At 47.3% G+C, this 25,781-nt stretch carries 21 protein-coding genes; 13 read left to right on the top strand and 8 right to left on the bottom strand.

Annotation, left to right across the window (positions count from 1 at the left end; all coding sequences use genetic code 11):
• Positions 1-32 precede the first annotated feature (32 nt).
• Positions 33-770, top strand: coding sequence for a thioesterase II family protein (locus NYE50_RS18925; protein WP_014418991.1), 738 nt, complete (start codon positions 33-35; stop codon positions 768-770).
• 520 nt (positions 771-1,290) lie between these two features.
• Here the strand turns inward: NYE50_RS18925 and NYE50_RS18920 are convergent.
• From NYE50_RS18920 to NYE50_RS18910, 3 genes are all read right to left on the bottom strand, one after another.
• Positions 1,291-2,628, bottom strand: a complete 1,338-nt coding sequence (locus NYE50_RS18920) for an MFS transporter (RefSeq protein WP_017418828.1) — start codon at positions 2,626-2,628, stop codon at positions 1,291-1,293.
• Positions 2,601-3,224 (bottom strand): TetR/AcrR family transcriptional regulator, encoded by a 624-nt coding sequence (locus NYE50_RS18915; RefSeq protein ID WP_017418829.1) that lies wholly within the window; start codon positions 3,222-3,224, stop codon positions 2,601-2,603. The genes NYE50_RS18920 and NYE50_RS18915 overlap by 28 nt, the downstream gene beginning before the upstream one ends.
• A 71-nt stretch (positions 3,225-3,295) precedes the next feature.
• Entirely contained in the window at positions 3,296-5,797 is a 2,502-nt protein-coding gene (locus NYE50_RS18910; RefSeq protein WP_172869855.1) for a PEP/pyruvate-binding domain-containing protein, read from the bottom strand.
• Between the two features lie 301 nt (positions 5,798-6,098).
• Here NYE50_RS18910 and NYE50_RS18905 point away from each other — a divergent pair, with 301 nt between their 5' ends.
• The 3 genes from NYE50_RS18905 (at position 6,099) to uvrA (ending at position 11,377) form a co-directional block, all read left to right on the top strand.
• Positions 6,099-6,335: a CsbA family protein gene (locus tag NYE50_RS18905; RefSeq protein WP_003151438.1), complete on the top strand. Its 237-nt coding sequence runs from the start codon at positions 6,099-6,101 to the stop codon at positions 6,333-6,335.
• A 175-nt stretch (positions 6,336-6,510) separates the two neighbouring features.
• Positions 6,511-8,496, top strand: a complete 1,986-nt coding sequence (uvrB, locus tag NYE50_RS18900; protein ID WP_003151439.1) for an excinuclease ABC subunit UvrB — start codon at positions 6,511-6,513, stop codon at positions 8,494-8,496.
• A 7-nt stretch (positions 8,497-8,503) separates the two neighbouring features.
• On the top strand, positions 8,504-11,377 hold the full coding sequence (gene uvrA, locus NYE50_RS18895; protein ID WP_159354637.1) for an excinuclease ABC subunit UvrA: 2,874 nt from the start codon (positions 8,504-8,506) through the stop codon (positions 11,375-11,377).
• Between the two features lie 49 nt (positions 11,378-11,426).
• Here the strand turns inward: uvrA and NYE50_RS18890 are convergent, their stop codons facing one another.
• Positions 11,427-11,666: a hypothetical protein gene (locus NYE50_RS18890; RefSeq protein ID WP_003151443.1), complete on the bottom strand. Its 240-nt coding sequence runs from the start codon at positions 11,664-11,666 to the stop codon at positions 11,427-11,429.
• Between the two features lie 197 nt (positions 11,667-11,863).
• Between NYE50_RS18890 and NYE50_RS18885 the strand changes: the two genes are divergently transcribed.
• The 6 genes from NYE50_RS18885 (at position 11,864) to NYE50_RS18860 (ending at position 18,576) form a co-directional block, all read left to right on the top strand.
• The gene (locus NYE50_RS18885) at positions 11,864-12,190 is read left to right on the top strand and encodes a hypothetical protein (RefSeq protein ID WP_003151444.1); all 327 of its coding nucleotides are present in this window, start codon (positions 11,864-11,866) and stop codon (positions 12,188-12,190) included.
• A gap of 24 nt (positions 12,191-12,214) precedes the next feature.
• Positions 12,215-13,312 carry a DUF4097 family beta strand repeat-containing protein gene (locus tag NYE50_RS18880; RefSeq protein ID WP_029973515.1) on the top strand — a complete coding sequence of 366 codons (1,098 nt, stop codon included), beginning with the start codon at positions 12,215-12,217 and terminating at the stop codon, positions 13,310-13,312.
• Positions 13,313-13,316: 4 nt separating this feature from the next.
• Positions 13,317-13,511: a PspC domain-containing protein gene (locus tag NYE50_RS18875; RefSeq protein ID WP_159354636.1), complete on the top strand. Its 195-nt coding sequence runs from the start codon at positions 13,317-13,319 to the stop codon at positions 13,509-13,511.
• The gene (locus NYE50_RS18870; protein ID WP_014418984.1) at positions 13,512-13,871 is read left to right on the top strand and encodes a phage holin family protein; all 360 of its coding nucleotides are present in this window, start codon (positions 13,512-13,514) and stop codon (positions 13,869-13,871) included. It abuts the gene before it with no gap.
• Between the two features lie 92 nt (positions 13,872-13,963).
• On the top strand, positions 13,964-17,833 hold the full coding sequence (locus NYE50_RS18865) for a metallophosphoesterase (protein ID WP_159354635.1): 3,870 nt from the start codon (positions 13,964-13,966) through the stop codon (positions 17,831-17,833).
• A gap of 167 nt (positions 17,834-18,000) precedes the next feature.
• Positions 18,001-18,576, top strand: a complete 576-nt coding sequence (locus NYE50_RS18860) for a TetR/AcrR family transcriptional regulator (protein ID WP_007407444.1) — start codon at positions 18,001-18,003, stop codon at positions 18,574-18,576.
• A gap of 212 nt (positions 18,577-18,788) precedes the next feature.
• Here the strand turns inward: NYE50_RS18860 and NYE50_RS18855 are convergent, their stop codons facing one another.
• The 4 genes from NYE50_RS18855 to nagA all read right to left on the bottom strand — a co-directional run bounded on the left by NYE50_RS18855 (position 18,789) and on the right by nagA (position 23,173).
• Positions 18,789-20,357: an IS1182 family transposase gene (locus NYE50_RS18855; protein WP_340762868.1), complete on the bottom strand. Its 1,569-nt coding sequence runs from the start codon at positions 20,355-20,357 to the stop codon at positions 18,789-18,791.
• A 158-nt stretch (positions 20,358-20,515) separates the two neighbouring features.
• The gene (locus tag NYE50_RS18850) at positions 20,516-21,247 is read right to left on the bottom strand and encodes a GntR family transcriptional regulator (RefSeq protein WP_012118554.1); all 732 of its coding nucleotides are present in this window, start codon (positions 21,245-21,247) and stop codon (positions 20,516-20,518) included.
• 13 nt (positions 21,248-21,260) lie between these two features.
• Positions 21,261-21,986, bottom strand: a complete 726-nt coding sequence (gene nagB / locus NYE50_RS18845) for a glucosamine-6-phosphate deaminase (protein WP_022553854.1) — start codon at positions 21,984-21,986, stop codon at positions 21,261-21,263.
• Positions 21,983-23,173, bottom strand: a complete 1,191-nt coding sequence (nagA, locus tag NYE50_RS18840) for an N-acetylglucosamine-6-phosphate deacetylase (protein WP_159354634.1) — start codon at positions 23,171-23,173, stop codon at positions 21,983-21,985. The genes nagB and nagA overlap by 4 nt, the downstream gene beginning before the upstream one ends.
• A 169-nt stretch (positions 23,174-23,342) precedes the next feature.
• Here nagA and hprK point away from each other — a divergent pair, with 169 nt between their 5' ends.
• The 3 genes from hprK to ppaX are packed head-to-tail and all read left to right on the top strand — an operon-like array spanning position 23,343 to position 25,781.
• The gene (gene hprK / locus NYE50_RS18835; protein WP_003151456.1) at positions 23,343-24,275 is read left to right on the top strand and encodes an HPr(Ser) kinase/phosphatase; all 933 of its coding nucleotides are present in this window, start codon (positions 23,343-23,345) and stop codon (positions 24,273-24,275) included.
• A 14-nt stretch (positions 24,276-24,289) separates the two neighbouring features.
• The gene (gene lgt / locus NYE50_RS18830) at positions 24,290-25,105 is read left to right on the top strand and encodes a prolipoprotein diacylglyceryl transferase (RefSeq protein ID WP_014418979.1); all 816 of its coding nucleotides are present in this window, start codon (positions 24,290-24,292) and stop codon (positions 25,103-25,105) included.
• A 25-nt stretch (positions 25,106-25,130) separates the two neighbouring features.
• A complete protein-coding gene (gene ppaX, locus NYE50_RS18825; RefSeq protein WP_014418978.1) occupies positions 25,131-25,781 on the top strand; it encodes a pyrophosphatase PpaX in 651 nt (216 codons plus the stop codon).

Raw genomic sequence — 25,781 nt, 5'->3', positions numbered from 1 at the left:
TAGGTTTATATAGTAATGATAGTGGGCTCAAGTTGAACATAGGAGTGAGTGAAATAAATAAAATAAAAGTATTTCCTATTCCATATGCTGGAGCGTCGGTAAATGCATATTATGAATGGAAAAAACTACTGCCGGATAGATATGAATTGTGTATATGTGAATTGGCTGGAAGAGGAACTCGATTCACAGAGCCTTGTTACCAGTCTGTTGGTGAAGCAAGTGAAGATATCGCCAAAAGAATAAGTGAACAATTAGAATATGACGATGAATATGTTATATTTGGACACAGCATGGGAGCCTTATTGACTTATGAGATATATTATAAACTTAAGCAAATGGGAACTAAGGAACCAAGGCATCTGTTTTTTTCTGGGCGAGATGCTCCACATATTTTTGAAAAGAGAGAAGACATTGAAAATATGACTAATGAAACTTTCTTGACAAAGGTGGAACAATATGGGGGAATACCAGAGGAGTTTTATACAAAAGAGATTATGGATATGTTTCTTCCGATTTTGCGAGCAGATTTTATAATTTTGGACAATTATAAGTTTCAGCCCAAAGCAGAAAAAATAAGTTGTGGAGTAAGCGTTTTTTATGCGGATAGCGATTTTTCGACTCATATCAATGAAATGCATAAATGGAGTGAAGTTGTTGAAGGGAATGTGAAATTTCATAAGTTTAAAGGAGAACATTTTTTTTTGAATCGGTATCCTAATGATATTGTAAATACTATTGTTAAAGATACAGAGACTTATTCTTGTTCATGAGAGATTCCTCGTTTCGTCAATGTTGGTGTGGTAACTTACATTGTACAAGAGGAATCTCTCTTTCGCATTCATTTTTTGGTAGAATTTAGATAATCGACAGACGTGTTATTATATAAATCTAAAAAGATTTTGGTTTAGACTTTCTTTTCTTTGTACAGTTTGAATGTGTTTTGAAATATTATATTTAAAATAAATTTTATCAGTCTGAGAATCCTTCAATGATTGTTACTTAATTTTGCTTAATTATAAAAGTAATATTCAATAATTGTTTTAGGTAGGTTTTAGTAAGGAGAATTATGAAAAAAATTAAGAAAAAACATTGGAAATAATAAGCTTTCAGTTTTAAGCCTGGTGCCGCTAACAACACGGCGGCCGGGCTTTTTTTACGGCCGGATTACGATGTCAGCGCCGAACTTGATCGGAACTCTCAGCCATTTACATTCCCCTTTTCTCTTGTAAATAAAAAGATTCTAAAACTAGAAAAGGTTCCGGAAAGCAGATGCTTACGGAACCTTTTTCGTTATGCCGAATGGCTTTTTTTCGTCTGAACGGTTTCCCTGGACTTGATACCAAGTGATACGAACAAGCCGATCACAGAAACTCCGATCAATATGATAAACAGAATATGAAACCCGGAGATTAAACCGATCAGCGCTGAAGAAATAATGCTTCCGAAATAACGGAAGGTGGAAAAAATCCCGGATGCGATGCCGGACATGCCCGGTTCTACCGTCGCAAGAGAAGATACCTGCATGCTCGTCAGCCCCGCACCTGACGCGATGCCTCCGACAATAAGCGATGCCATAAGAAACGGAACGGAATGGGAATAAACCAAAAGCAGAAATAAGAGATTGGCTACAGCCATCAGCCCGAAGGACAGAAAAATCATTCTTCGCGCGCCCCATTTCTGATGCAGCTGAGCTCCGCCCCAGTTGCTGGCGGACATGAAAACAGAAAAGACTGACAGCGCCATGCCGCTGTGCGACGTATTCATGCTGAAGTGGCCGGTCATAAAGAGCGGCATAATCAATAACACGGCGTACATCATTAAATTGCTTAACAGAACCGACAGATTGGCGCTCGTAAAGGTCGTGTTTTTAAACAGATCAAAATCAATAATCGGATGTTTCGTGCGCAGCTCCCGCCTGAAAAATAGCGGAACAAATACGAGAATGAGCAGCGCGTACACCCAATAGCCCAAAGAGCTTTCATTTTTCGTCAGAAGAATTATAGATACAATGCTTCCGGCAAGCAAAACGGACCCGATGATATCAAGCGGAGCGTCAGACGTTTCTTCTTTATATTTAGGAAACATCACTAATGCCGTCACGAGTGCGATCGCAAGAAACGGAATGTTGACCCAAAAGATCGAATGCCAGCTGAAGCTCTCAATTAAAAGAGAGCCGATAAACGGACCGAGAGCCGCGCCCAGCCCGGCACCGAGGCCGAAAAAGCCGAATACTTTCGGAAGCCGTTTTTCAGACACGACATGGCGGATGATGGCGATGCTGTTTGGCGTAAGCAAAGCGCCGCCGGCAGCCTGAAGCGCCCGGAAGAAAATCAATAAGAAAAGACTTGGCGAGAGGGCGCACCCCAATGATGCGATGAGAAAAAGGCCGACGCCCCATAAATACATTTTTTTGTTTCCGTACATATCACCGAGTTTGCCGGCAATGGGCTGTGTCACGGCCATCACGATTAAATACACGGTCACTACCCATGTGATGCTGGCAATTGATTCGCTGAATGAGCGGGAAATGGATGAAAGGGCGACTGCAATCATCGTAGAATTGATGGGAACGAGTATGGCTCCCAGCAAAAGCGAAACGATCAGCGCCCATTCTTTCTTTGAACCCATCCTTCATCCTCCTTGGGGCCGGAAAATGACCGGCCGGTAATGCCTTTCATGAAAATCTCAGTGCTGTGTTTCAGCATCGTTTCCTCAGAGAGTGTAATGACTCTTTTCCCCAGCTGCAGCCGGTGTATAAAATAACCGAAAATCATCGTCATAAAGACGTCTGCATTAGCTTCTTCGCTGCCGGGGCTTATCATATTTTTCTTTGTCAGCTCCTTAAAGTAAACGATTAAATGCTTTTTCACGGATTGCGGATATACGACAATATCCTGCAGGACGTCTTCGAACAGTTCCGGTTCGCGCAGGCAGATGCGGAACACTTCTTTTTTTTGTTCCAATTGCTGCAGAAGGGTCGCGGCGAAATGAAGAAGATCCTCATACAGATCGCCTTCCGCCTTGGTGATCATGCTTTCCGGAGCCGGCGTCTGCTGTTCAATCATGGCTTTCATTAATCCTTGTTTGTTTTTAAAATTACGGAAAATCGTTGCTTCGCTTACTTTTGCTTTTTCTGCGATTTCTTTTGTTGTCGCTGCGCGGTATCCTTTTTGGATGATCAGATTCATCGCGGCGTCAATAATTCTCTTGTTCGTCGTTCTCAACATGTTTCACCTCGCGTAAATACTGGCAGGACAAGTATACACCCGCCCTGCCCGTCAATAAAGAGGGAAACCTAGCATGAAGCGCGTTTGACAATCGTAATCTTGCCGTTTGTCCCGTCCACCGTGACGATATCTCCGTCGTTGAGCCTGTCAGTCGCGGCACGTGTGCCGAGAACGGCCGGGAGCCCGTATTCTCTCGCGATGATCGCCGCATGTGACAGGATGCCGCCCGTGTCCGTAATGACGGCCTTTGCATCCTGGAACAGACTGGTCCACAGCGGTGTCGTCATTTTGCAGACAAGCACGTCTCCTGTTGAAAAACGGGAAAATTCACTTGCGTCACGAATGACTTTCACCGGGCCGCTTGCGATTCCGCTTGACGCCGCAAGTCCGTAAATTTGATGTTCAGTGTTTTTTTCATCTTCTGTGATGGAGCCGGTAATCTGTTCAGCCGTTTTCAGCTGTTCCGAAGTCGGAGTCCCGAGATAAGCGGGGGCTTCAAGCAATTGATATTGCTGGAAGAGCTGTTTTCGTTCAGCGGCTTTTTCCTGCATCGGAACCGGCGACACGAGCGCTTTCTCGACTTCATCGCTGTATAAGTACCACATATCCTCCCGATCATCGATTACGCCTTGTTTTTGAAGCAGCTCGCCGATTTTCAGAAGGCAAAGGCGCGCTTTGGCGTCCAGCATCGCATCAATATAAAAATGGTGATCATCTTTGATGACGGATGAAGACAATGTCCACTGATAATAGCGGTCAAACGTCTCCCGAAAGCCGTCATCTTCAATTCTATCCATAAAGTCGGCGTAGAGCTGTTTTCGTTTTTCTATCGTTTTATGAAACTCACTGTCAAAATCGTATCCGTTCCGGACATAGTTCTGAATGTTGGCCAAAGCGAAATAAGGGTTTTCCGCCCAAGTTTCTTCAATCAGATCATGACTTTTCACGGATCTCCAGCCGTATTCCTGTAAAAATTCACTGACTTGTTCGAGAAAGCGTTTTCCCTCATTTGATTGCAGAAGCGTCTGATGCAGCTCATCGGCATGAGAAACCGTAAAGACGCGCCGCAGCTCAGGGCTGTCTTTTACTTGTCCGGAAAGCAGCCAGAGCTGTCTGTCGGTCTCCAATGACTTATTCATGACGCCGGCCAGCATTTCATACAGAAGGGAGGTGTTTTCTTTCTCAACCTGTCCGTACATGGATTCCAGTATCATGTTTAACGCAACCTGCGGAAAGACAATATTGAAATGTTCTGCGTATCCTTTTAAATAGAAGTCTTGCAGGTTTCGGAACGCATCAAGGGCAGTCTCCGGCGTATGGTCTGTATGCGCCAGTTCGTCCAGTTTTTCATAAAAAGGCAGAAAGGTTTCCTGAATAATATCGTACATGCGGTCAGCCAAGACGGGAAAAAGCGCTTCTAACTGTTCTGCGGGCAGCTTGTCGTCCGTCTTATGCTGTCTGGAAAAAACACGGCCCTGATGAAGTTTGACACGCTCGATTTCGATGCCCATTACAGGGAATGCCTTCGTGCTCTCTTTGAGGCCGTATTCCAAAGCCGGCACAATGAGTGAGGCGAATAACGGGCTGACGGGGCCTTCTATATTGGCCTCCATATTGAGCCAAAAATCTTTCTGATCCCGGGGCGTCATGATAAATTCCCGTTCTTCGTCTGCCGCTTTCTGATCCTGCACGATCGTTGTAATCGGCCTGGCCTGAAGCAGATACAGCTTATTTTCGGCAAATCCGAATTCAAGATCCACGGGATAACCGTACAGATCTTCCGTCTTTATCGTCAGCATGGCAAGCTCTTTGATGCTCTCGTCATCAAGGCAGAAGCGGTTTCTCATGTCAGCGGTCGTCTCTTTTTCCGTCACGCCTTCGTCTTTAGAAACGATATACATTTCTTTTAAGCCGATTTCTTTTTCAATCTGAAATGTGTCTTTATTGACGATAAATGTGTCGGGCGTCACGCTGCCGGAGACGATTGCTTCTCCGAGACCGTAGCTCGCGCTGATCATCAGCTCTCCGTCATCATGTGTGACGGGGTTGCGGCTGAAAATGACTCCTGAAACCTCGGAATTGATAAGCCCTTGCACGACAACGCCCATTAACGGTTCTGCGGTGTCATTGTTCATTTTCTCTTTATAACCGCTGACCCGCGCCGAGAAGAAGGAAGCCCAGCATTCTTTCACTTTTCCGAGAAACTCTTCTTCTGTTTTGATATTTAAATAGGTTTCGTACTGGCCCGCGAAAGAAGCCCCTTCAAGATCTTCGGACGCGGAGGAGGAGCGTACGGCGACAGAGGCGTATGATTCTCTCAATTCATAAAACGACGCGGTCAGTTCCTCCCGAAGCTCTTTTGAAAACGTGCCGTTCATAATGGCGCGCTCCATCTGTTCCTGATCTGCTTGAAGCCCGTTGTCTTCCATAAAACGTGTCAGGGCATTCGTCTGAATGATGAAACCGCCGGGAACGGGCAGCCCGTTTTTCGTCAGTTTAATCAGGTTCATTCCTTTTGCTCCTGCAGAGCGGCTCGATTCTTCCGCTTTTTGAAATCGCACTGAATACATGCGGTATGACCCCCTTTTTTTCTTCATCCAAGAAAAATGATAGTAAACACTATCATTACATTGTAAAGAGGGAGGAAGAAACTGTCAAAGATACAAAGACCTAAACCTTCTCATCCTTTCGGCTGAAGAAAGGTAATTCGATTCATCTGGTTAATGGTTCAATGGATTTATATTCACAATTTTTTTGACAGATGATTGAAGACTGCTGAAAAAGGGTATTGTGATAGCAGGGGAACGATTGTCCGATTCTTCATTTTTTACTATAATCAGATGAGATGAAGAATTCCCGAGGAGGGTTTTTGTGATTACAAAAGCCGTTTTTGCATTATGTTTCCCTTTTATGCTGGTCGTCCTTTTTACGCGCGTCACGTTTAACCACTATGTGGCGATCGCTCTCACAGCCGCACTGCTTTTCGCATCCTATTTAAAGGGTTACACCGAAACGTATTTTATCGTTGGATTGGATGTCGTATCGCTGGTGGCCGGAGGGCTGTACATGGCCAAAAAAGAAGCAGACAAAAAGAAAGACAATGCCTGACATGGTGAATATGAAATAGAATGCCTGCTTTTACGCCATAAAAGCAGGTTTTTTATACAAAAATTGACTTGGTAAAAACAAACCATCGAACTTTAGTTCGTATTTTTAGTGATTTTGCCCGTCATTGTGTTACTATATCAATAGGAAGATTTCGTAAAGAAACGGAGGCTTTTTTGTGAAAGATCGTTTTGAGTTAGTCTCGAAATATCAGCCCCAGGGAGATCAGCCGCAAGCGATTGAGAAGCTTGTCAAAGGCATACAGGAAGGCAGAAAACACCAGACTCTCCTGGGTGCGACAGGGACGGGCAAAACCTTTACCGTGTCCAATCTGATTAAAGAAGTGAATAAACCGACACTGGTCATTGCCCATAACAAAACCCTTGCCGGACAGCTGTACAGCGAGTTTAAGGAGTTTTTCCCGAACAACGCTGTCGAATATTTTGTCAGCTATTACGATTACTATCAGCCGGAGGCATACGTGCCTCAAACGGATACTTTTATAGAGAAAGACGCAAGCATTAATGATGAAATTGATAAACTGAGACACTCCGCGACATCCTCTCTGTTTGAACGGAGAGATGTCATTATTATCGCGAGTGTGTCATGCATATACGGTCTCGGTTCGCCTGAAGAATACCGGGAAATGGTCGTGTCGCTCAGACCGGAAATGGAGATTGAGCGGAACGAGCTGCTGAGAAAGCTTGTGGATATCCAGTATGCCCGCAATGATATCGACTTTCAGCGCGGGACGTTCCGCGTGCGCGGAGACGTTGTGGAAATCTTCCCGGCTTCCCGTGACGAACATTGTATCAGAGTGGAATTTTTCGGAGATGAAATTGAGCGGATCAGAGAGGTCGACGCTTTGACCGGAGAAATTCTCGGCGACCGTGACCATGTCGCGATTTTCCCGGCTTCCCACTTCGTCACCCGGGCGGAAAAGATGGAAAAAGCGATTCTGAATATTGAACAGGAGCTTGAGGAGCGCTTGAAAGTGATGCACGAAAACGGCAAGCTCCTTGAAGCGCAGCGGCTTGAGCAGCGGACGAGATATGATCTTGAAATGATGCGGGAAATGGGTTTTTGCTCAGGGATCGAGAACTATTCAAGACATTTGACGCTCCGACCGCCGGGCTCTACGCCGTATACGCTGCTTGATTATTTTCCGGATGATTTTATGATTGTCGTTGATGAATCACATGTGACGATTCCGCAGGTGCGCGGCATGTTCAACGGTGACCAGGCGAGAAAACAGGTGCTTGTCGATCACGGGTTCCGCCTGCCGTCAGCGCTTGACAACCGTCCGCTCCGATTCGAGGAATTTGAGAAACATATGCACAATATCGTGTACGTGTCGGCGACTCCGGGACCGTATGAAATTGAGCATACGCCGGAAATGATCGAGCAGATCATCAGACCGACGGGACTCCTCGATCCTCTCATTGACGTCCGGCCGATCGAAGGACAGATTGATGATCTGATCGGCGAGATACAGGCGAGGATTGAACGGAATGAACGCGTTCTCGTGACGACTTTAACGAAAAAAATGTCAGAGGATCTGACCGATTATCTCAAGGAAATCGGCATCAAGGTCAATTATCTGCATTCCGAGATTAAGACGCTTGAACGGATTGAAATCATCCGTGACCTCCGCCTCGGAAAACATGATGTGTTAATCGGCATCAACCTGCTGAGGGAAGGGCTTGATATTCCGGAAGTGTCACTTGTCGCCATTCTCGATGCGGATAAAGAAGGCTTCCTCCGTTCTGAACGTTCGCTGATTCAGACGATCGGACGGGCGGCGCGAAACGCGGAAGGCCGCGTCATCATGTATGCCGATAAAATCACGAATTCGATGGAAATCGCGATTAATGAAACGAAGCGCCGCCGGGAACAGCAGGAGCGCTTTAACGAAATTCACGGCATTACGCCGCAAACGATCAATAAGGAAATCCGCGATGTGATCCGCGCGACGCAGGCCGCTGAGGATAAAGAAGAATATAAAACAAAAGCCGCGCCTAAACTGGCGAAGATGACGAAGAAAGAACGCCAGAAAGTCGTTGAGCAAATGGAGCACGAAATGAAAGAAGCGGCCAGAGCGCTTGATTTCGAGCGGGCGGCAGAGCTTCGTGATTTACTGTTAGAGCTTAAAGCGGAAGGATGATGAACACATGGCAATTGACCGGATCGAGGTGAAAGGCGCAAGGGCGCACAATTTAAAAAACATTGATGTAACGATTCCGCGGGATCAGCTCGTCGTCGTGACGGGGCTGTCCGGATCGGGAAAATCATCCCTTGCCTTTGACACCATTTACGCGGAAGGACAGAGGCGGTATGTTGAATCGCTTTCTGCCTATGCGCGCCAATTTTTAGGGCAGATGGATAAGCCGGACGTTGATGCGATCGAAGGGCTTTCTCCGGCGATCAGCATTGACCAGAAAACGACGAGCCGCAATCCGCGGTCAACCGTCGGAACGGTAACGGAGATTTATGATTATCTCCGGCTGCTGTACGCGAGAGTCGGGAAACCGCACTGCCCGGAGCACGGCATTGAAATTACGTCGCAAACGATTGAACAGATGGTTGACCGGATTCTTGAATATCCGGAGCGGACGAAGCTTCAAGTGCTTGCGCCGATCATCTCAGGCAGAAAAGGCGCCCATGTCAAAGCGCTTGACCAAATCAGAAAGCAAGGTTACGTAAGGGTGCGGATTGACGGAGAAATGGCCGAGCTTTCCGACGATATTGAACTTGAAAAAAACAAAAAGCATTCCATTGAAGTAGTCATTGACCGGATTGTCGTCAAGGAAGGGGTTGCCGCCCGGCTTTCCGACTCACTGGAAACCGCGCTCCGCTTAGGGGAAGGCCGTGTCATGATAGATATCATCGGTCAGGAGGAGCTGATGTTCAGCGAGCATCACGCCTGTCCGCTGTGCGGTTTTTCTATCGGAGAGCTTGAACCCCGGCTGTTTTCGTTTAACAGCCCGTTCGGCGCCTGCCCGACTTGTGACGGTCTCGGCCTGAAGCTGGAAGTGGACCCTGAGCTCGTCATTCCCAATCCTGAGCTGTCATTAAAAGAACACGCCATCGCGCCGTGGACGCCGATCAGTTCACAATATTATCCGCAGCTGCTTCAGGCGGTCTGCCGCCATTACGGCATTGATATGGAGACTCCGGTCAAAGACCTGCCGAAGCATCAGCTTGATAAAGTGCTGTACGGCAGCGGCGATGAACGGATCTACTTTAAATACGAGAATGATTTCGGACAAGTGCGCGAAAATGAAATTGAATTTGAAGGTGTGCTGCGCAATATCGAGAGACGGTATAAGGAGACAAGCTCCGATTATATCCGTGAACAGATGGAGCAGTACATGTCACAGAAGCCGTGCCCGACGTGCAAAGGCTACCGGCTGAAGAAAGAAGCGCTTGCCGTTTTGGTAAACGGGCGCCATATCGGCACCATTACCGAGCTTTCCGTCGGCGATGCGCTGGAATTTTTCAAAAACCTGACGCTGTCTGAGAAAGATATGCAGATTGCCGATTTAATTTTAAGAGAGATTGTGGAGCGGCTCAGCTTCTTAGATAAAGTCGGTCTTGATTACCTGACGCTGAGCCGGGCGGCGGGAACACTGTCAGGCGGAGAAGCCCAGCGCATCAGGCTTGCGACGCAGATCGGCTCCCGTTTGTCAGGCGTCCTGTACATTCTTGATGAGCCGTCCATCGGCCTTCACCAGCGTGACAATGACCGTCTGATCAGCGCGCTGAAAAACATGAGGGATCTCGGCAACACACTGATTGTCGTGGAGCATGATGAAGATACGATGATGGCTGCCGATTATTTGATAGATATCGGTCCCGGCGCCGGCATTCACGGCGGCCGCGTCATATCGGCGGGGACGCCTGAAGAAGTGATGAATGATGCGGACTCTCTGACCGGACGTTATTTGTCAGGGGCTCAATTCATCCCTATGCCTCCGGAGAGAAGAAAGCCTGACGGCCGGTTCATTGAAATCAAAGGCGCTTCAGAAAACAACCTGAAAAAAGCGAACGCCAAATTCCCGCTCGGCACTTTTACGGCGGTGACAGGTGTGTCCGGTTCCGGAAAAAGCACGCTTGTGAATGAAATTCTGCATAAGGCGCTTGCGCAAAAGCTTCATAAAGCCAAAGCGAAACCGGGAAGCCATAAAGAAATCAAAGGCCTTGACCACCTTGATAAGGTGATCGACATCGACCAGGCGCCGATCGGCCGGACACCGAGATCAAACCCGGCAACTTACACGGGCGTGTTTGATGATATCCGCGATGTCTTCGCGCAGACAAATGAAGCAAAGGTGCGCGGCTATAAAAAAGGCCGGTTCAGTTTTAATGTAAAAGGCGGGCGCTGTGAGGCCTGCCGCGGCGACGGCATCATCAAAATTGAGATGCACTTCCTTCCTGACGTGTACGTTCCGTGTGAAGTGTGCCACGGCAAACGTTACAACCGGGAGACGCTGGAGGTCACATACAAAGGAAAAAGCATTTCTGACGTTCTGGATATGACGGTGGAAGATGCTCTGTCTTTCTTTGAAAATATCCCGAAAATCAAACGCAAGCTTCAAACGCTTGCCGATGTCGGACTCGGGTATGTGACGCTCGGCCAGCCGGCGACGACGCTGTCAGGCGGAGAAGCGCAGCGCGTCAAGCTTGCTTCCGAACTGCATAAGCGTTCCACCGGCCGGACGCTGTATATTTTGGACGAACCGACGACAGGCCTCCACGTTGATGATATCGCAAGGCTTTTGGTTGTGCTTCAAAGACTCGTCGATAACGGAGATACCGTTTTGGTCATTGAACATAATCTCGATATCATTAAAACGGCGGACTACATCGTCGATCTGGGACCTGAAGGCGGAGCGGGCGGCGGCATGATCGTAGCCTCCGGGACGCCTGAAGAAGTTGTCGAAGTGAAAGAATCATATACGGGCCGCTATCTGAAACCGGTAATGGAACGTGATAGAAAACGAATGAAAACATTGCTGGCCGAAAAAGAAACGGCAGCCACGTAATAGATCAATAAAAACAGCCCAAAACTCATCGCGTTTTGGGCTGTTGTTGTTACAGGCTTTTTTTCTGTTGGGGAAGCTGTCTGCTTAAATGCATTAAGTCCTGCAGAATATGGGTGCTGCTGCTGTCCAGCAGCACTTTTATATATTGGATATCATGGGAAATGGGAAGAGGGGCTGCTTTGATCTGTTCCAATTCAGCCAGCATTTCGCTGTTCATTCTTTTCTGTTCGCGAATTAAATTTCGAAGACTCTCTTCCGTTACTTGGGCGTTTTCGGGATCTTTCTCCATTTGTATGTCCTCCTTGCATACGGTCAGGCTTTGTTACATATTGTAATCGGTTCGGGGAAAAGATTCTATAGTGAAATCTCTGAAATCAAAAATTACGTATAACGAAGCATGTCCTTAGCATGAAAATGAAACCCGCCCATTCGTCATACGTATGTATAAGGAAGGGTTTTTACATTACGGCACAGGGAGTGTTTTTATTGAACCGAAATCAAGCGATTATCGCATCAATCTGTTATTTCAGCGTGTTTCTCGCACCGCTCATTCTTCCGATTGTGGCTTACTTTGTCGTCGATGAAAAAGAGACGAAGCGGCATGCCATGCGCGCTCTGATTTCCCATATCATTCCGTTTGCGGGATTGCTGATTGTGACCGCGGGTGTTGTCGGCGGATTGATTACGGCTCAAGGGGAGAGTATGGTGCCCGTTTTTGTTATGATAACAGGAGCAGCTGTTTATTTTCTGATCCTCATCGGAATGGTCATTTGGAATATCGTGCAGGGAATTAAGGTGTTACGCCAGGTGTAAGAAAAGTCGGGGGAGGAGTTTTGTATGAAACAGGAGAAAGAACGGATTTTAAAGCTTGTGGAAGACGGCATGCTGACGGCGCAGGAAGCACTGACGCTCATTGAAAAACTGGATCATGAATATAAAGAAAAAGAAGAGCAGATCACCGCATTATCTGCGGAGGTCCAGGAACCTGCGGAAGGTTTCGAAAGCGGGGCAAAAGGAAGCCAAAAGCCGTCGCTCGGGGCGAAGCTGTTCGACTGGATTGATTCTGCCGTCAAAAAAGTGAAGGAAGCGGATCTTGACCTGAATTTCGGCCACGCACACGAAGTGCAGCATATTTTTCAATTTAAAGACAGTGAATTCTCGGCCATTGATATGCAGATCGCAAACGGCAGCGTCAATATCGTGCCGTGGGCGGATGAAGATATCAGAGCGGAGTGCCAGGCGAAAGTGTACCGGGCGGACAGTCAGGAGGCGGCGCGCACCGCATTTCTTCAGCACATTGAGTGTGAAGTGAAGGGCAATAAGTTTTTTGTCCGCACGGAAAAGAAAACGATGAAAACGAATGTCACGCTTTATGTTCCCCAGAAAGAGTACGATAAGATAAGAGTGAAGCTGTTTAACGGACCGATCAGAGGGGAACATTTACATGTAAAAGAATTCTCGGCGAAAACGACAAACGGCGTACTGTCATTCTCTCATTTGACGGCTGATAAAGCGTCGGCGGAAACGGCTAACGGACAAATCAAGCTGGCCGGACATCAATGCGGCGCGATTGAAGCGGAAACGATCAACGGCTTGATTGATTTGCGCGGATCGAGTGAATCCATTGACGTTCAAAGCTTTAACGGCAATATCATGCTTACCGTGACAGCGCCGCACTGCCGCTCCATCTACACGAAAACGACGACCGGAAACGTGGAGATCGCTCTGCCTGATGATTCGGCGGTGAAAGCGGAGCTGAAAAGCAATCTCGGCTCTCTCAGCCATGAGCTGATTGATGCGGAAATTTTAAAGGAAAAGAATGATACCATTCAAAAAGAACTGATGCTGGCATCAAATCAAGGCCATGATCAGCATCTCTCGATTTTCTCAGAATCGTTAACAGGAGCCATTAAGCTCAAGCATACTCAGAGGTGATTGGATGAAAAGACTTTACCGTTCAGAAATAAACCGTAAAATTGCCGGCGTCGTCGGCGGTTTGGCGGAGTACATCAATATGGATGCGTCGCTTTTGCGAATTATCACCGTTGTATTAGCGCTTGTCATGCCGGGAATCGTGCCGATTGTATATATTATCTGGTGTTTTGTTGTACCTTTAGAAGGAGATTTGAAATAAATGATCAAATGGGCAGTCAGCATTTTAGTAAATGCGTTATTATTAATCGTTATCGCGGGATATTTTGATTCCGTCCATATCAGCAGTATCGGAGCGGCTGTCATCGCCAGTGTGATTCTTTCCGTGTTAAATGTGCTGATCAAACCGATCATCGTCATATTGACATTGCCTGTCACGGTTGTGACCCTCGGCCTCTTTCTGTTTGTCATCAACGCCATTACGTTAATGATGACCGCAGCCTTGATGGGAGACAGCTTTCAGATTGACGGGTTCGGCACCGCCATTTGGGCATCCGTCGTGCTGTCCGTTTTCCACTTGCTGATCCAAAAAGGCATATTGGAGCCGCTTAGAAAAGGATAAAAAAAGAGCTGTCCCGAGAGGGCAGCTTTTTTATGTGCGGTTACATAAGCGGCGGCCTCCTGACGCAACATAATGCATAGGGAGGTAATGAGATGAAACTTGTGATGACGCTCTTTTTTCTGATTGGTTTGCTTTGTGTGAGTCCTTCTGCGGATGCGGCGCGCAAAGAATCGGCAATCCCCGTGAATCAGCAGGAATTCGGACAGCCGCCTCATTACATACCGCTTCTGGAGAACCCTCCCCAAATCGAAGTAAAGGCGGAAATGAAAAGAAACCTGTTCATACAGGCTCATGTACGGAATGCTGACTATCAAGCGTTTTCGGCGTTTCTTTTTTATAAACAAAGCAATGAGCTGGGGTTTAAAATGGTGCCGATGGAGCCCGCGCCAGGCGCAATCTGGCTGTTTACGGCCCAGGTTTCAAAACGGGATATCTGGAATGGAGAATTGGAATATTACCTCGTTTTCACCAACGGCAGACAGCGGGCTGAATCGGAGAAAAAGCGGCTGAAGCTGGACGGCTATCAAGCCGATTTGAATCATATTCCCGAGCTGATGATTACGGAGCTTGCGGTTGATACGAAAAATGAAGACGGCGCTGATGCCTATGAATTTATCGAGGTGTATAACACGACGGACAGGCCCATTCATTTTAAAGACTATCACATCCGCTACCGCTATCCGAAGGAAGGGCCGGAATCAGACATGATATGGAGGCCGAAAGAAGATACCGTCATTCCGTCAGGCGGGACTTACGTGTTTTGGCTGAGACGCGCCGCATCAGAACTGACGATAGATGATTTCAACCGCTATTACGGGACACGCCTGAAGGAGGGAAAACATCTCGCCGTCATCGAAGGGACGGACGGAATGTCCAACGGCCGCCCGCGTACGGTGGTGCTGTCGGCAAATACCGGAAAGGGTATCGCCTCAGCGCATTACCGTAAACACGCTTTCCGCCGGCTGACTTCTTTGCTGTACAAATATCCGCTGAACGGAACGGGAGAATTGCTGAAGATCTCCACGAGCGAGCATAAGCCGTCACCGGGCTCTGTTTTTCAGGCGCAGATCCCGCAGCAGAAAAGGGTGATAAAACCTGACAAGGAAAAACCGGTCATCGAAGACCTTACAGACAGAAAGCCCGTCCGGCCCGCTGAAAGCATTGAATTAAAGGCTGACATAAAAGACAAAAACCTTGTCAAAACAGCCGCGTTTTATTACCGGACCAATGAGAAAAAACCATTCAAACGAATTCTGGCCGAAAAAGACCGTAACGACAGCTTATACCATCACATTCTTTATTCCCCGGAACTGCTCGGCCAGGATCAGCTTGAGTATTATATCGCAGCCAGTGATGGAGAAAATGAAGCAAAAACGCCCGTCAAGATGATTGACATTGAACAGACGAGCAAATCACACGGACTCAGAATGAATGTTGAACCCGAAGATACGATATCCGGCACCTATCTGCTCAAAGCGACTTCCGACGTCAGCCCCGATAAGATCAAGCTGTGGATTGACGGCAAGCGGCAGGAGACCCGGCCGGCGCTGGAAAAAGAGGTCTATTTCGCCTTCGATGCCCGAAAAACGAATCTTTATTTTCAAAACACCGTCATGATGGAAAATGAGGTGCTGCACATTTTTGACGATCCGTCTCACCGCTACAGAACACACTCGGTTCTCCTTCCGGAACGTCTGCTGCAAAAAGGGGGCAAAACACAGAAAGTATCCATCCGTTCGGGCTCAAAGGTTTCTCCGTATGACACGGGAGAGAATCGGGATGATTTTGTCGTGAAACATGCCCGTCTGGTGCTTTCGGACGGAACGGTGATCAAAGACGGGAAGACGGATCCGGCTGAGCAGCTGTTTATCGGTGACGGCAGGCGGGCGAATCAGCAGAAGACCTTCTCATTCAGCCTGCCGGATCATTTGTTTACGTCACGGCTGCTGCCGTGGAACACGGCGAAGCTTTCGGAAGGCTATCACCACATTTTTGTTAGCGACGGTGAGGAGCAGCTGAGCCAGTCTGTGCGGGTGGACAATACGGGGCCGAAGATTGTCCCGAATATTAAAGAAGGCGCGGCGCTGAAAGGTAATGTTGAGCTGAATGCGGACATCCGTGACAAATGGAGCAAAGTGGAAGAGGTCAAAGCGTTTTTGGACGGAGAAAGCATTACGCTCCCGCATCACACGTCATCAGCCGATCTTAAGCCCGGAAAGCATACCCTTACTATCATTGCGGCAGACCTTGCCGGAAATGAAACAACGTCCGTCCGCACCTTCCATATCAAACGGGAGGAGCCGAACCAGCCGGAGCTTGCCGATCAAAAAATCGGCGCCCACAAAGCAAAGCTGTCCGTCCGGGTAAAAGACCCGACGAAGGATGACATGAATGTATCATTTTATCGCGGCTTCCGTTATACCGCGCGAAATCCGGGCAGCGTGAAAGTGTATAAACACGCCTCATTAACGGAACCGCCGAGGGGCATAAAAGAAAATGAAATGCCGTTTACCCTGCCTGAAATGAACCGCATCTCGGCAAATGACGGAAAAACCGTTTCGGCGGAAAGTATGGAGCGTTTTCCTTATCACCGATTCGAAGTCTCCGTTGACCCGTCTATCGACGAAACGGATCTGGCCGAGGCGGTCTGGAAAGGAAGCTCTCTGCCCGGCCGAAAGGTAACCATGTATATTTGGAATTACCGGACAAGCCGCTGGCAGGAGGCGGACAGCGTCCTTGCCAAATATAAAAAGCCGTTTACATTAAAAGCCGCCGTTTCCGCAGCGGATGTGGTGAAGAACTCAAAAATGAATGTCATCGTGCAGGATCAAATACCGGCGAAAGGCAATTACACGTTTGTCTGGATGTCGGATACACAGTATTACGCACAAGGGCACCCGCACATTTTTGACAAAATGACGGAGTGGATCAAAGAAAATAAGGAAAAGCACAATATTAAATATGTCTTTCATACCGGCGATATCGTCGATGATTCAATGGTGATGAAACAGTGGAAAAACGCCGATCACTCCATGCGGACGCTTGACAAGGCGGGGATTCCGTACGGAGTGCTTGCCGGCAATCACGACGTCGGCCATAAAGACGGCACATACCGAACCTTCGGGGATTTCTTCGGGAGCCGCCGGTTTGAACAGAACATGCATTACGGCGGATCATACAAAAATAACCGCGGGCATTATGATCTGCTGTCGGCAAGCGGGAACGATTTTATTATGATTTATATGGGCTGGGGCATTGGGGAACAAGAGATTGACTGGATCAATCAAGTGCTAAAGAGGTATCCGGACCGAACCGCCATCTTATGCTTTCATGAGTACTTGCTTGTGAGCGGAAATCGAAGCCCGATCGGGGAAACGATCTATCGAAAAGTCGTCAAGCCGAATCGCAATGTGGCGATGGTATTAAGCGGCCATTACCATAACGCCATGAAAAAAACCGATGCGCTTGACGATGACGGGGACGGAAAACCGGACCGCCTCGTCCACCAAATTCTGACCGACTACCAGGACGGTCCGGAAGGGGGACAGGGCTTTATGCGCATGATGCAATTCGATCAGGCCGCCAATCAGGTTCACATGTTCTCCTACTCGCCGTACACGGATGACATCAATTACTATGACACCGATCTGTTCGCTGATAAAGACGAATTCTCAGCAGAAATGGATTTACAGCCGAAGAGGAAAAGGGTGGCGACCGATTATTTTGAATGCAACGTCTATACGAACGAACTGCTCGGTCATAAAAAACACGTAAAAAGCGGAAAAACCGCAAATTGGATCTGGGACGGCCTGCAGCCTGATTCCGTTTATTACTGGTACACCGTCGTTAAGGACCCGTACAACGGCAAAACAATATCACCGCTGTGGATGTTCAAAACGGGAAATACGCCGTATCGCCCGGCTCCGGATCAGTTTGATTTCAGGCATGCCTCAAACCCATAACGAAAAAAATACAGCCTGCTGATCGCTCAGAAGAAAATCTGAAGGTCAGCAGGATTTTTTCTGTACGTAAATGGCGGCGCCCTGCTGTAATAAGTGCTTTTGACTTTTTTATGTCCCTTTTCTATACTAAAATCGATTGGTTTTCGTAATATGCAGGAGGAAACATAATGAACAGTAAAACCGGGACAAAAGAAAGAATTATTCAAACCTCTGCATATCTTTTTCAGATTCAGGGATACCATGCGACTGGTTTGAACCAAATTATAAAAGAGAGCGGAGCACCCAGAGGGTCTGTGTATCATCACTTTCCAAACGGAAAAGCAGAACTCGCCATTGCGGCGATCAAACATACGGGAAGATGCGTTGAAAAGCAAATACAGAATAGTATGTCCCAATTCGCGGACCCTATAGAAGCGATTCAGCACTTTATTCATGTAACGGCTGAACAGTTTAATGATCCGCAGAATATTGAGGGCGTGCCGGTTGGATTGCTGGCGGGTGAGACCGCTCTGATCAATGAAACGTTAAGATGCACATGTGTTGAGGTGTTCAAGAAGTGGACGGATGTGTTTGCGGCAAAATTTCTTGAGCATGGGTTTGAACAAGAGGAAGCGGAGAAGCTCGGGGTGACAATCAACTCGATGATTGAAGGCGCAATCATGTTTTCACTGGCTCATAAAAACAAAGAACCGCTGCTGCTGATTTCAAAACAGGTTCCGTATATTGTCCAAAACAGAGGGTAGCATTTTATGACTCTTTTCTTTATAAAAATAGCTACCAGAACCCCGGCCTCTTTGTTTTGACAGAGTCATAGAGAACATTCACCGGCTTGATTTGAAAATGGCAGATCAAAAAAGTGGCTGGGACAAAACTAGCTTCAAATAATGAGAAAGGTGAATTTGGGGGTACTCAAATTCATCTTTCTTTATTTTTATGTATAAATTCTTCTATTACCTTAGAAGTTGGCAGTGAATTTTCTTAAATTCACTGCCATTAATGCGAGACCCATTTCGTTTGCTACCTTCGATTTTCCTCGTACAGAAAATCGAGTGAAACGCAAATTAGCCTTCAAGAATCCAAAAACTGGTTCCACATCGGTTTTACGTTTTCGATAGATGGCACTCGTTTTCTCTTCTGAAAGCTTCGCTCTCACATATTCTTTTTGCTGTTCCCATTTTTTGTTCACCATTAGTTTTCGATTGTTTCCTTCTTTTGCCTTGGTACATGATGAACGGAATGGGCATCCTGAACAGTCTTCGCACTCGTAGACTTTGAAACTCCTTTGGAAACCTGTAGCGTCCGTTCGGACAGAATGATATTGAAATTCTAAACGTTTCTGATTAGGGCACGTATATGTATCGGTTTCTTGATCATATACCCAGTTATCAGGATTAAATGTATTTTGTTTGTACTTTTTCTTTTGTTCCTTCAAAAACATGTTATATGTTATCAGTGCTTCTCGGTTTCTGTTTGAGAGAATATCACTAAAGTTTTGTTCACTACCATAACCTGCATCTGCAACTATATGTTTCGGTAACTCGAAATAATGTTGCTCGATCTCATCTAAAAATGGAATTAACGTACGTGTATCTGTTGGGTTTGGAAATAGACTATAAGCAAGCGCATATTGACCTTCCGTTGCGATTTGTACATTGTAACCAGCTTTCAATTGCCCGTTTTTCATATAATCATCTTTCATTCGCATAAATGTCGCATCTAGATCTGTTTTAGAATAGCTATTACGTGGTCCAAAGATTTTAAGATCCTGTTGGTACTTCCGTTTTCTTAGGATAAAATCAATCAACTGTTTACGCACTTGTTTCGGGTATTTTCGTTCCCTTCGTAAGGCTTTTCGTTCCGTAACGTCTGAAGATGCTTCTATTTGTTTATCATATTCGGTCACTACTTCGTCTACTTTTTGAACCATTTGAGTGAGCTCTCCAAATGATAGCTGTTCATCACTTTCCCGTTCCATTTGGGGTATGATTTCGTTCTCAAGCAACTCATTGTACAACTGGTTTGACTTATCAATTAAACGCTGATGAAATTTCTCAATCGCTTTCTTCCAGACAAACGTAAATTTATTCGCATTCGCTTCAATCTTTGTACCATCGATAAATATCGCTTCTTGATCGATCAGTTTTTCTTCAATCAATTGGCAGCGAAATTGGATGAAACATTGACGGATTAAATCTTTCACTACTGGTTGAACACGAAATCGGTTAATTGTACGGTAGCTTGGTTCATACCCTTGAGCTAACCACATCATACGGATACTGTCTTTTAATAGGGCCTCTATTTTACGCCCTGAAAAGACAGATTGAGTGTAGGCACATAGAATAATTTTAAGCATCATGCGTGGATGATAGGCAGGACAACCTTCATTTCGAAGAAATGGTTCAAACGCTTCTTGAGGGATACTTTCCACTAAATGATGGACATGGTAGGCAATATCATTATTTTGTAACTTTACTTCTAAATCTAAAGGCAAAACGATTTGATTCATGGTATAATCTTTAAACATAAGGACACTTCTTTCTGATTAGATTTTGTATGGTAACTTAATTTTATCAGAAGTTGTCCTTATTTTTTATTGTAAAATAATCAAAAACGGTGAAAGTTTACTCGTCGTAAAATTTCACCGTTTTTTTCGTCTTAGAGGTGGGTTTTGTCCCAGCCCCTTCATTTCACCCTGTCCATATAATGCACGAATGTGTAGCGGTCGCCTCTGTAGGCGGATTTGACGTGCTCAAAGGCAGTGCCGTCCTGCAGATAAGTGGTCCGCTTGATATAGAGGACGGGGGCGCCGGGCTGGATACCGAGCAGCTCAGCTTCTTCCTCGGAAGCGGCTCCCGGTTCAAGCTCTTGTTTTGCACGTGAGATCGGCATCTGATTGTACGCTTCAATATGCTCATACATGGATGATTGAAAATGGGAGGCGTCCAGTTTTCCCGCCTTGTCAAACGGGATGTACGAGGCTTCAATCGCCATCGGGATATCATTTGCCAGCCGGACGCGGATGATTTTATGAAGCGTTGCCGGATAGCCGCATCCCAGGATAGAAGATAATTCTTCCGTCGCCTGAATCAGCTGGTATTCGGCAAGTCTGCTCCCCGGCTTCATGCCCCGGCTTCTCATATCTTCCGTAAAGCTTGTCAGCCCTTGAAGCGGCTGTTCCATCTTCAGTTTGCTGACGAACGTTCCCCGGCCTTTCTGCCTGTATAAAAATCCTTCATTCACCAGATTGGAAAGCGCCTGGCGCACCGTCATTCGGCTGATGCCGAATTGTTCGGCGTATTCCCGCTCCGACGGAAGCAGCGCATCCGCTTTCAGCTCGCCGTTTTTGATTTGTGTTTTTAATTGTTCCATAATCTGAAAGTAAATCGGAATCGGAGATTGTTTATCAATCTGCATAGGTCAAATCCTTTCAATCGCCGCCCGCAGCCTGTTCATCAATCAAGACCGTCACATCCGGATGCGCGTGCAGGGCGGAGGCGGGGAATGCTTCGCTGATGCGCCCGTCCAGAAGCTGCTTCACCGCTTGGGCCTTGCTTTTTCCGGATGCCATGATCAAAATCCGTTTGCCGGACAAAATCGTCCCGATCCCCATTGTCAGGGCTTTTACAGGGACTTGATCAATTGACGGAAAGTACCGCGCATTCGCCTGTCTTGTCTCTTCATTCAGCTCAACAACATGGGTTCGGGATTCAAATGGCGTCCCGGGTTCATTAAAGCCGATATGGCCGTTGTGTCCGATGCCTAAAAGCTGTATATCCGCTCCGCCGAGTGTTTGAATCAATCGGTCATAGCGTCCGCATTCGGCATCAAGATCGTCTGCCCGTCCGTCAGGGAGAAAGTGGCGGTCCTTTCGGCTGTCGATATGTGCAAAAAAATGTGTATTCATATAATAATGATAGCTGTTTTTGTCCTCGGGAGAAAGCCCGGCGTATTCGTCGAGGTTGATCGTCGTGACATTTCGGAATGACAAGCCTTCTGAGCGGTGCATCCGTACAAGTTCTTTGTATACGCCTTCAGGAGTGCCTCCCGTCGCAAGGCCGAGAACGGCATCCGGCTTTTGTTTCACTGTTTCAGCGATAATCGCTGCGGCTTTTTCACTTAATTCTTCATAATGTCTGCATGTGATAACGTTCATGTCCAATCAGCCTCCCTTGAGATATATGCGGTGTTTCCGCGGCAAATCGTGGCCAGCACGCCGCACTGTCCGTCCGTCAGAACAACGTCGGCGTCTTTTCCTTCGGCGATGCTTCCTTTACGGTCGAATATGCCGAGGCGGCGGGCCGCATTTGCCGATGTCATATTTGCTATATCCGGCCATGAGCAGTTTGTAAACCTGCGCATGAGCTCTGCGCCTTCATTCATTTTTAAAATGGAACCGGCCAGCGTCCCGTCAGAGAGAAGCGCCGTGTCCCCGCGAACGGTGACTTTTTGTCCGCCGAACTCGTATTCTCCGTCCTTAAGCCCTTTTGCCCGCATGGAGTCTGTAATCATGATCAGGTTTTGGCTTCCTTTCGCCAAATAGGCAAGCTTTACAGCCAGAGGATGGGAATGAATGCCGTCAGTGATCAGCTCCGCCGTGATGCGGCCGCAGGCGAGAGCCGTACCGATGCCCCCCGGCTCACGGTGATGAAAGGAGCTCATGGCATTGAAGAGGTGCGTCATATGCACCGCCCCGGCATCCGCCGCTTTTTGTAAAAGCTCGGCTCCTGCGTCTGTGTGTCCCATTGACGGGATGATGTTTTGGTTTTTTAAATAACGGATCAGGCTGAAATCAGGATCTTCTTCCGGCGCAAGCGTCACAATTTTGATCATCCCTCCCGAGAGCCGCTCCCATTTCTGAAAGAGCCCGGCATCAGCAGGAGTAATCCATTGTTTCGGCTGTGCTCCCGCCTTTTTCGGAGAGACAAATGGTCCTTCTAAATGAATGCCGATCAACTCAGCGCCTTTTTGGGCCTGCGGTGAGGAAGACGTCCATTCTTTGGCGTTGACGAGCGCTTTTTCAATGTTTTCGTGCTGCTGTGTGATTGTTGTCGCTAGAAAAGAGGTTGTTCCTTCTTCGGGCAGCCGGGCGGACATTGTATCAAGTGCTGCAACATCAGCATCCATCGTATCCGCGCCGTATCCGCCGTGAATATGAATATCAATCATTCCGGGAAGCGCATACGAGCCCGCGGGCGCCTTCCATTCCTTCTCATACGTTTCTTGCGGTCTTGTTTTCCCCGCGTAAGAAATGATGCCGTTCTTTATACCAAGAAATCCGTTTCGGATGATTTCTTCTTCTGTTACGATGTCCGCACCGCTGATTAACAAGCTTTCAGCCACTTTAAAACACGCCTTTCTGGTTAGTTGTTAGTTTTATTTTACTCCTTTTCAGACTAGTTATCTATACCAGTTATGCCGGAATTGTATAAATCTGTTTTGGTTCAGACGGTAAAGTGATAAAATATAACTGTTCAAAGCTCGGAACATCCCAGAACAGGAGGAACATATCTTGGCAAAGGTTCGGACCAAAGACGTAATGGAGCAGTTCCATTTAGAATTGATCAGCGGAGAAGAAGGGATTAACCGCCCGATTACGATGAGTGATTTATCACGGCCCGGTATTGAAATCGCCGGTTATTTTACATATTACCCGAGAGAACGGGTGCAGCTTTTAGGAAAAACGGAGCTGTCATTTTTTGATCAGCTTCCCGAGGAAGATAAGAAACAGCGGATGAAATCGCTGTGCACCGATGTGACGCCGGCTATCATACTTTCCAGAGATATGCCGATCCCGCCGGAGCTTGTAGAAGCTTCCGAGCAAAACGGTGTGCCTGTGCTCAGATCCCCTCTGAAAACAACCAGGCTGTCAAGCAGGCTGACGAATTTTCTTGAGAGCCGTCTCGCGCCGACAACGGCCATTCACGGCGTGCTTGTGGATATATACGGCGTCGGCGTGCTCATTACGGGAAAAAGCGGAGTCGGTAAAAGTGAAACGGCGCTGGAGCTTGTCAAACGAGGCCATCGTCTTGTCGCGGATGACTGCGTTGAAATCCGGCAGGAGGATCAGGATACCCTTGTCGGGAACGCGCCTGATCTGATTGAGCATCTGCTCGAAATCAGGGGGCTCGGCATTATAAATGTCATGACGCTGTTCGGAGCGGGCGCCGTCAGAAGCAATAAAAGAATTACAATCGTCATGGACCTTGAGCTTTGGGAGCAAGGGAAACAATACGACCGTCTCGGACTTGAAGAAGAAAAAATGAAAATCATTGATACGGAAATTACAAAACTGACCATTCCCGTTCGCCCGGGGCGGAATCTCGCCGTTATTATCGAAGTTGCGGCGATGAACTTCAGATTGAAGCGGATGGGCTTGAATGCTGCCGAGCAATTCACGAATAAGCTGGCGGATGTCATTGAGGACGGCGAACAAGACGAATAGGAGTTGGCAATGATATGAATGAAGCAGGAACACCAATCAATCCGATTGCCTTTCAGCTCGGGCCTTTATCCGTGCACTGGTACGGAATCATTATCGGCGCGGGCGCGTTATTAGGGCTTTGGATGGCCATGAGGGAGAGTGAAAAGCGGGGGCTGAATAAGGACATTTTTATTGATCTTGTTCTTTTCGCCATCCCGATCGCAATCATTTGCGCAAGGGCATATTATGTGCTTTTCGAGTGGAGCTATTACTCGGAACACCCCGGGGTAATCATTAAAACTTGGAAAGGCGGCATTGCGATTCACGGCGGATTAATCGGCGCGATCGCAACGGGAATTGTCTTTTCAAAAGTAAGAGGCATCTCATTCTGGAAGCTGGCGGATATTGCCGCGCCGAGTATTCTGCTCGGCCAGGCCATCGGGCGCTGGGGGAACTTTATCAACCAGGAGGCTCACGGTGAAGCGGTCAGCCGGTCATTTTTGGAAAGTCTGCATCTTCCGGATTTCATCATTAATCAGATGTACATAGACGGACAATATTACCACCCGACGTTTTTGTATGAATCGCTGTGGAGTTTTGCGGGCGTCGTGATTCTGCTTCTGCTCCGCCGCGTGAACCTGCGCAGGGGCGATCTGTTTTTGACGTATGTGATCTGGTATTCGATCGGCAGATACTTTATTGAGGGAATGCGGACGGACAGCCTGATGCTTACGAGCCAGCTTCGGATCGCGCAGGTCATTTCCATTGTGCTGATTGTACTTGCGATTATTTTAATGATTTTCAGACGCATGAAGGGGTATGCCGATAAGCGGTATGCCGACACGGACTGACGCCTGAAATCGGAAAGGACATAAGATGACTGATAAACGTGTAACCGCCATTTTATTCGATCTCGACGGCACGCTGATTGACACGAATGAACTGATTATCGCTTCTTACCTTCATACGCTTGATCATTATTGCCCGGGGCAGTTCAAAAGGGAAGATGTGCTTCCGTTTATCGGCCCGCCTCTGTATGAAACGTTTTCAGGCATTAATGCTGAAAAGTGCGATGAGATGATCAGCATGTACAGAGCATTCAACCATGAAAAGCACGATGAGCTCGTCACGGAGTACGAAACGGTTTATGAAACGCTTGATGAATTGAAAAAAGCGGGCTATCAGCTCGGGATTGTCACCACAAAGCTGAGGGATACAGTGAATATGGGATTGAAGCTGACAGGCATCGGGGCGTTTTTCGATACTGTCGTCACGCTTGATGATGTTAAGCATCCGAAGCCTGACCCCGAGCCTGTGCGGCTTGCTCTCAGCCGGCTGGGGTGCGATCCGTCGGAAGCCCTAATGGTCGGTGACAATTATCACGATGTCATGGCGGGAAAAAACGCCGGCACGAAAACAGCCGGCGTCGCGTGGACGATTAAAGGCGCACAGACGCTTTCCGCCTATGAACCCGATTATATGCTCGAGAAAATGAGTGATTTATTGCACATCACCGGAGTGAAGTAA

Source organism: Bacillus sp. EU55 (assembly GCF_038005925.1).
Classification (GTDB): Bacteria; Bacillota; Bacilli; order Bacillales; family Bacillaceae; genus Bacillus; species Bacillus velezensis.
This window is presented reverse-complemented; position numbering and strand designations above follow the sequence as displayed.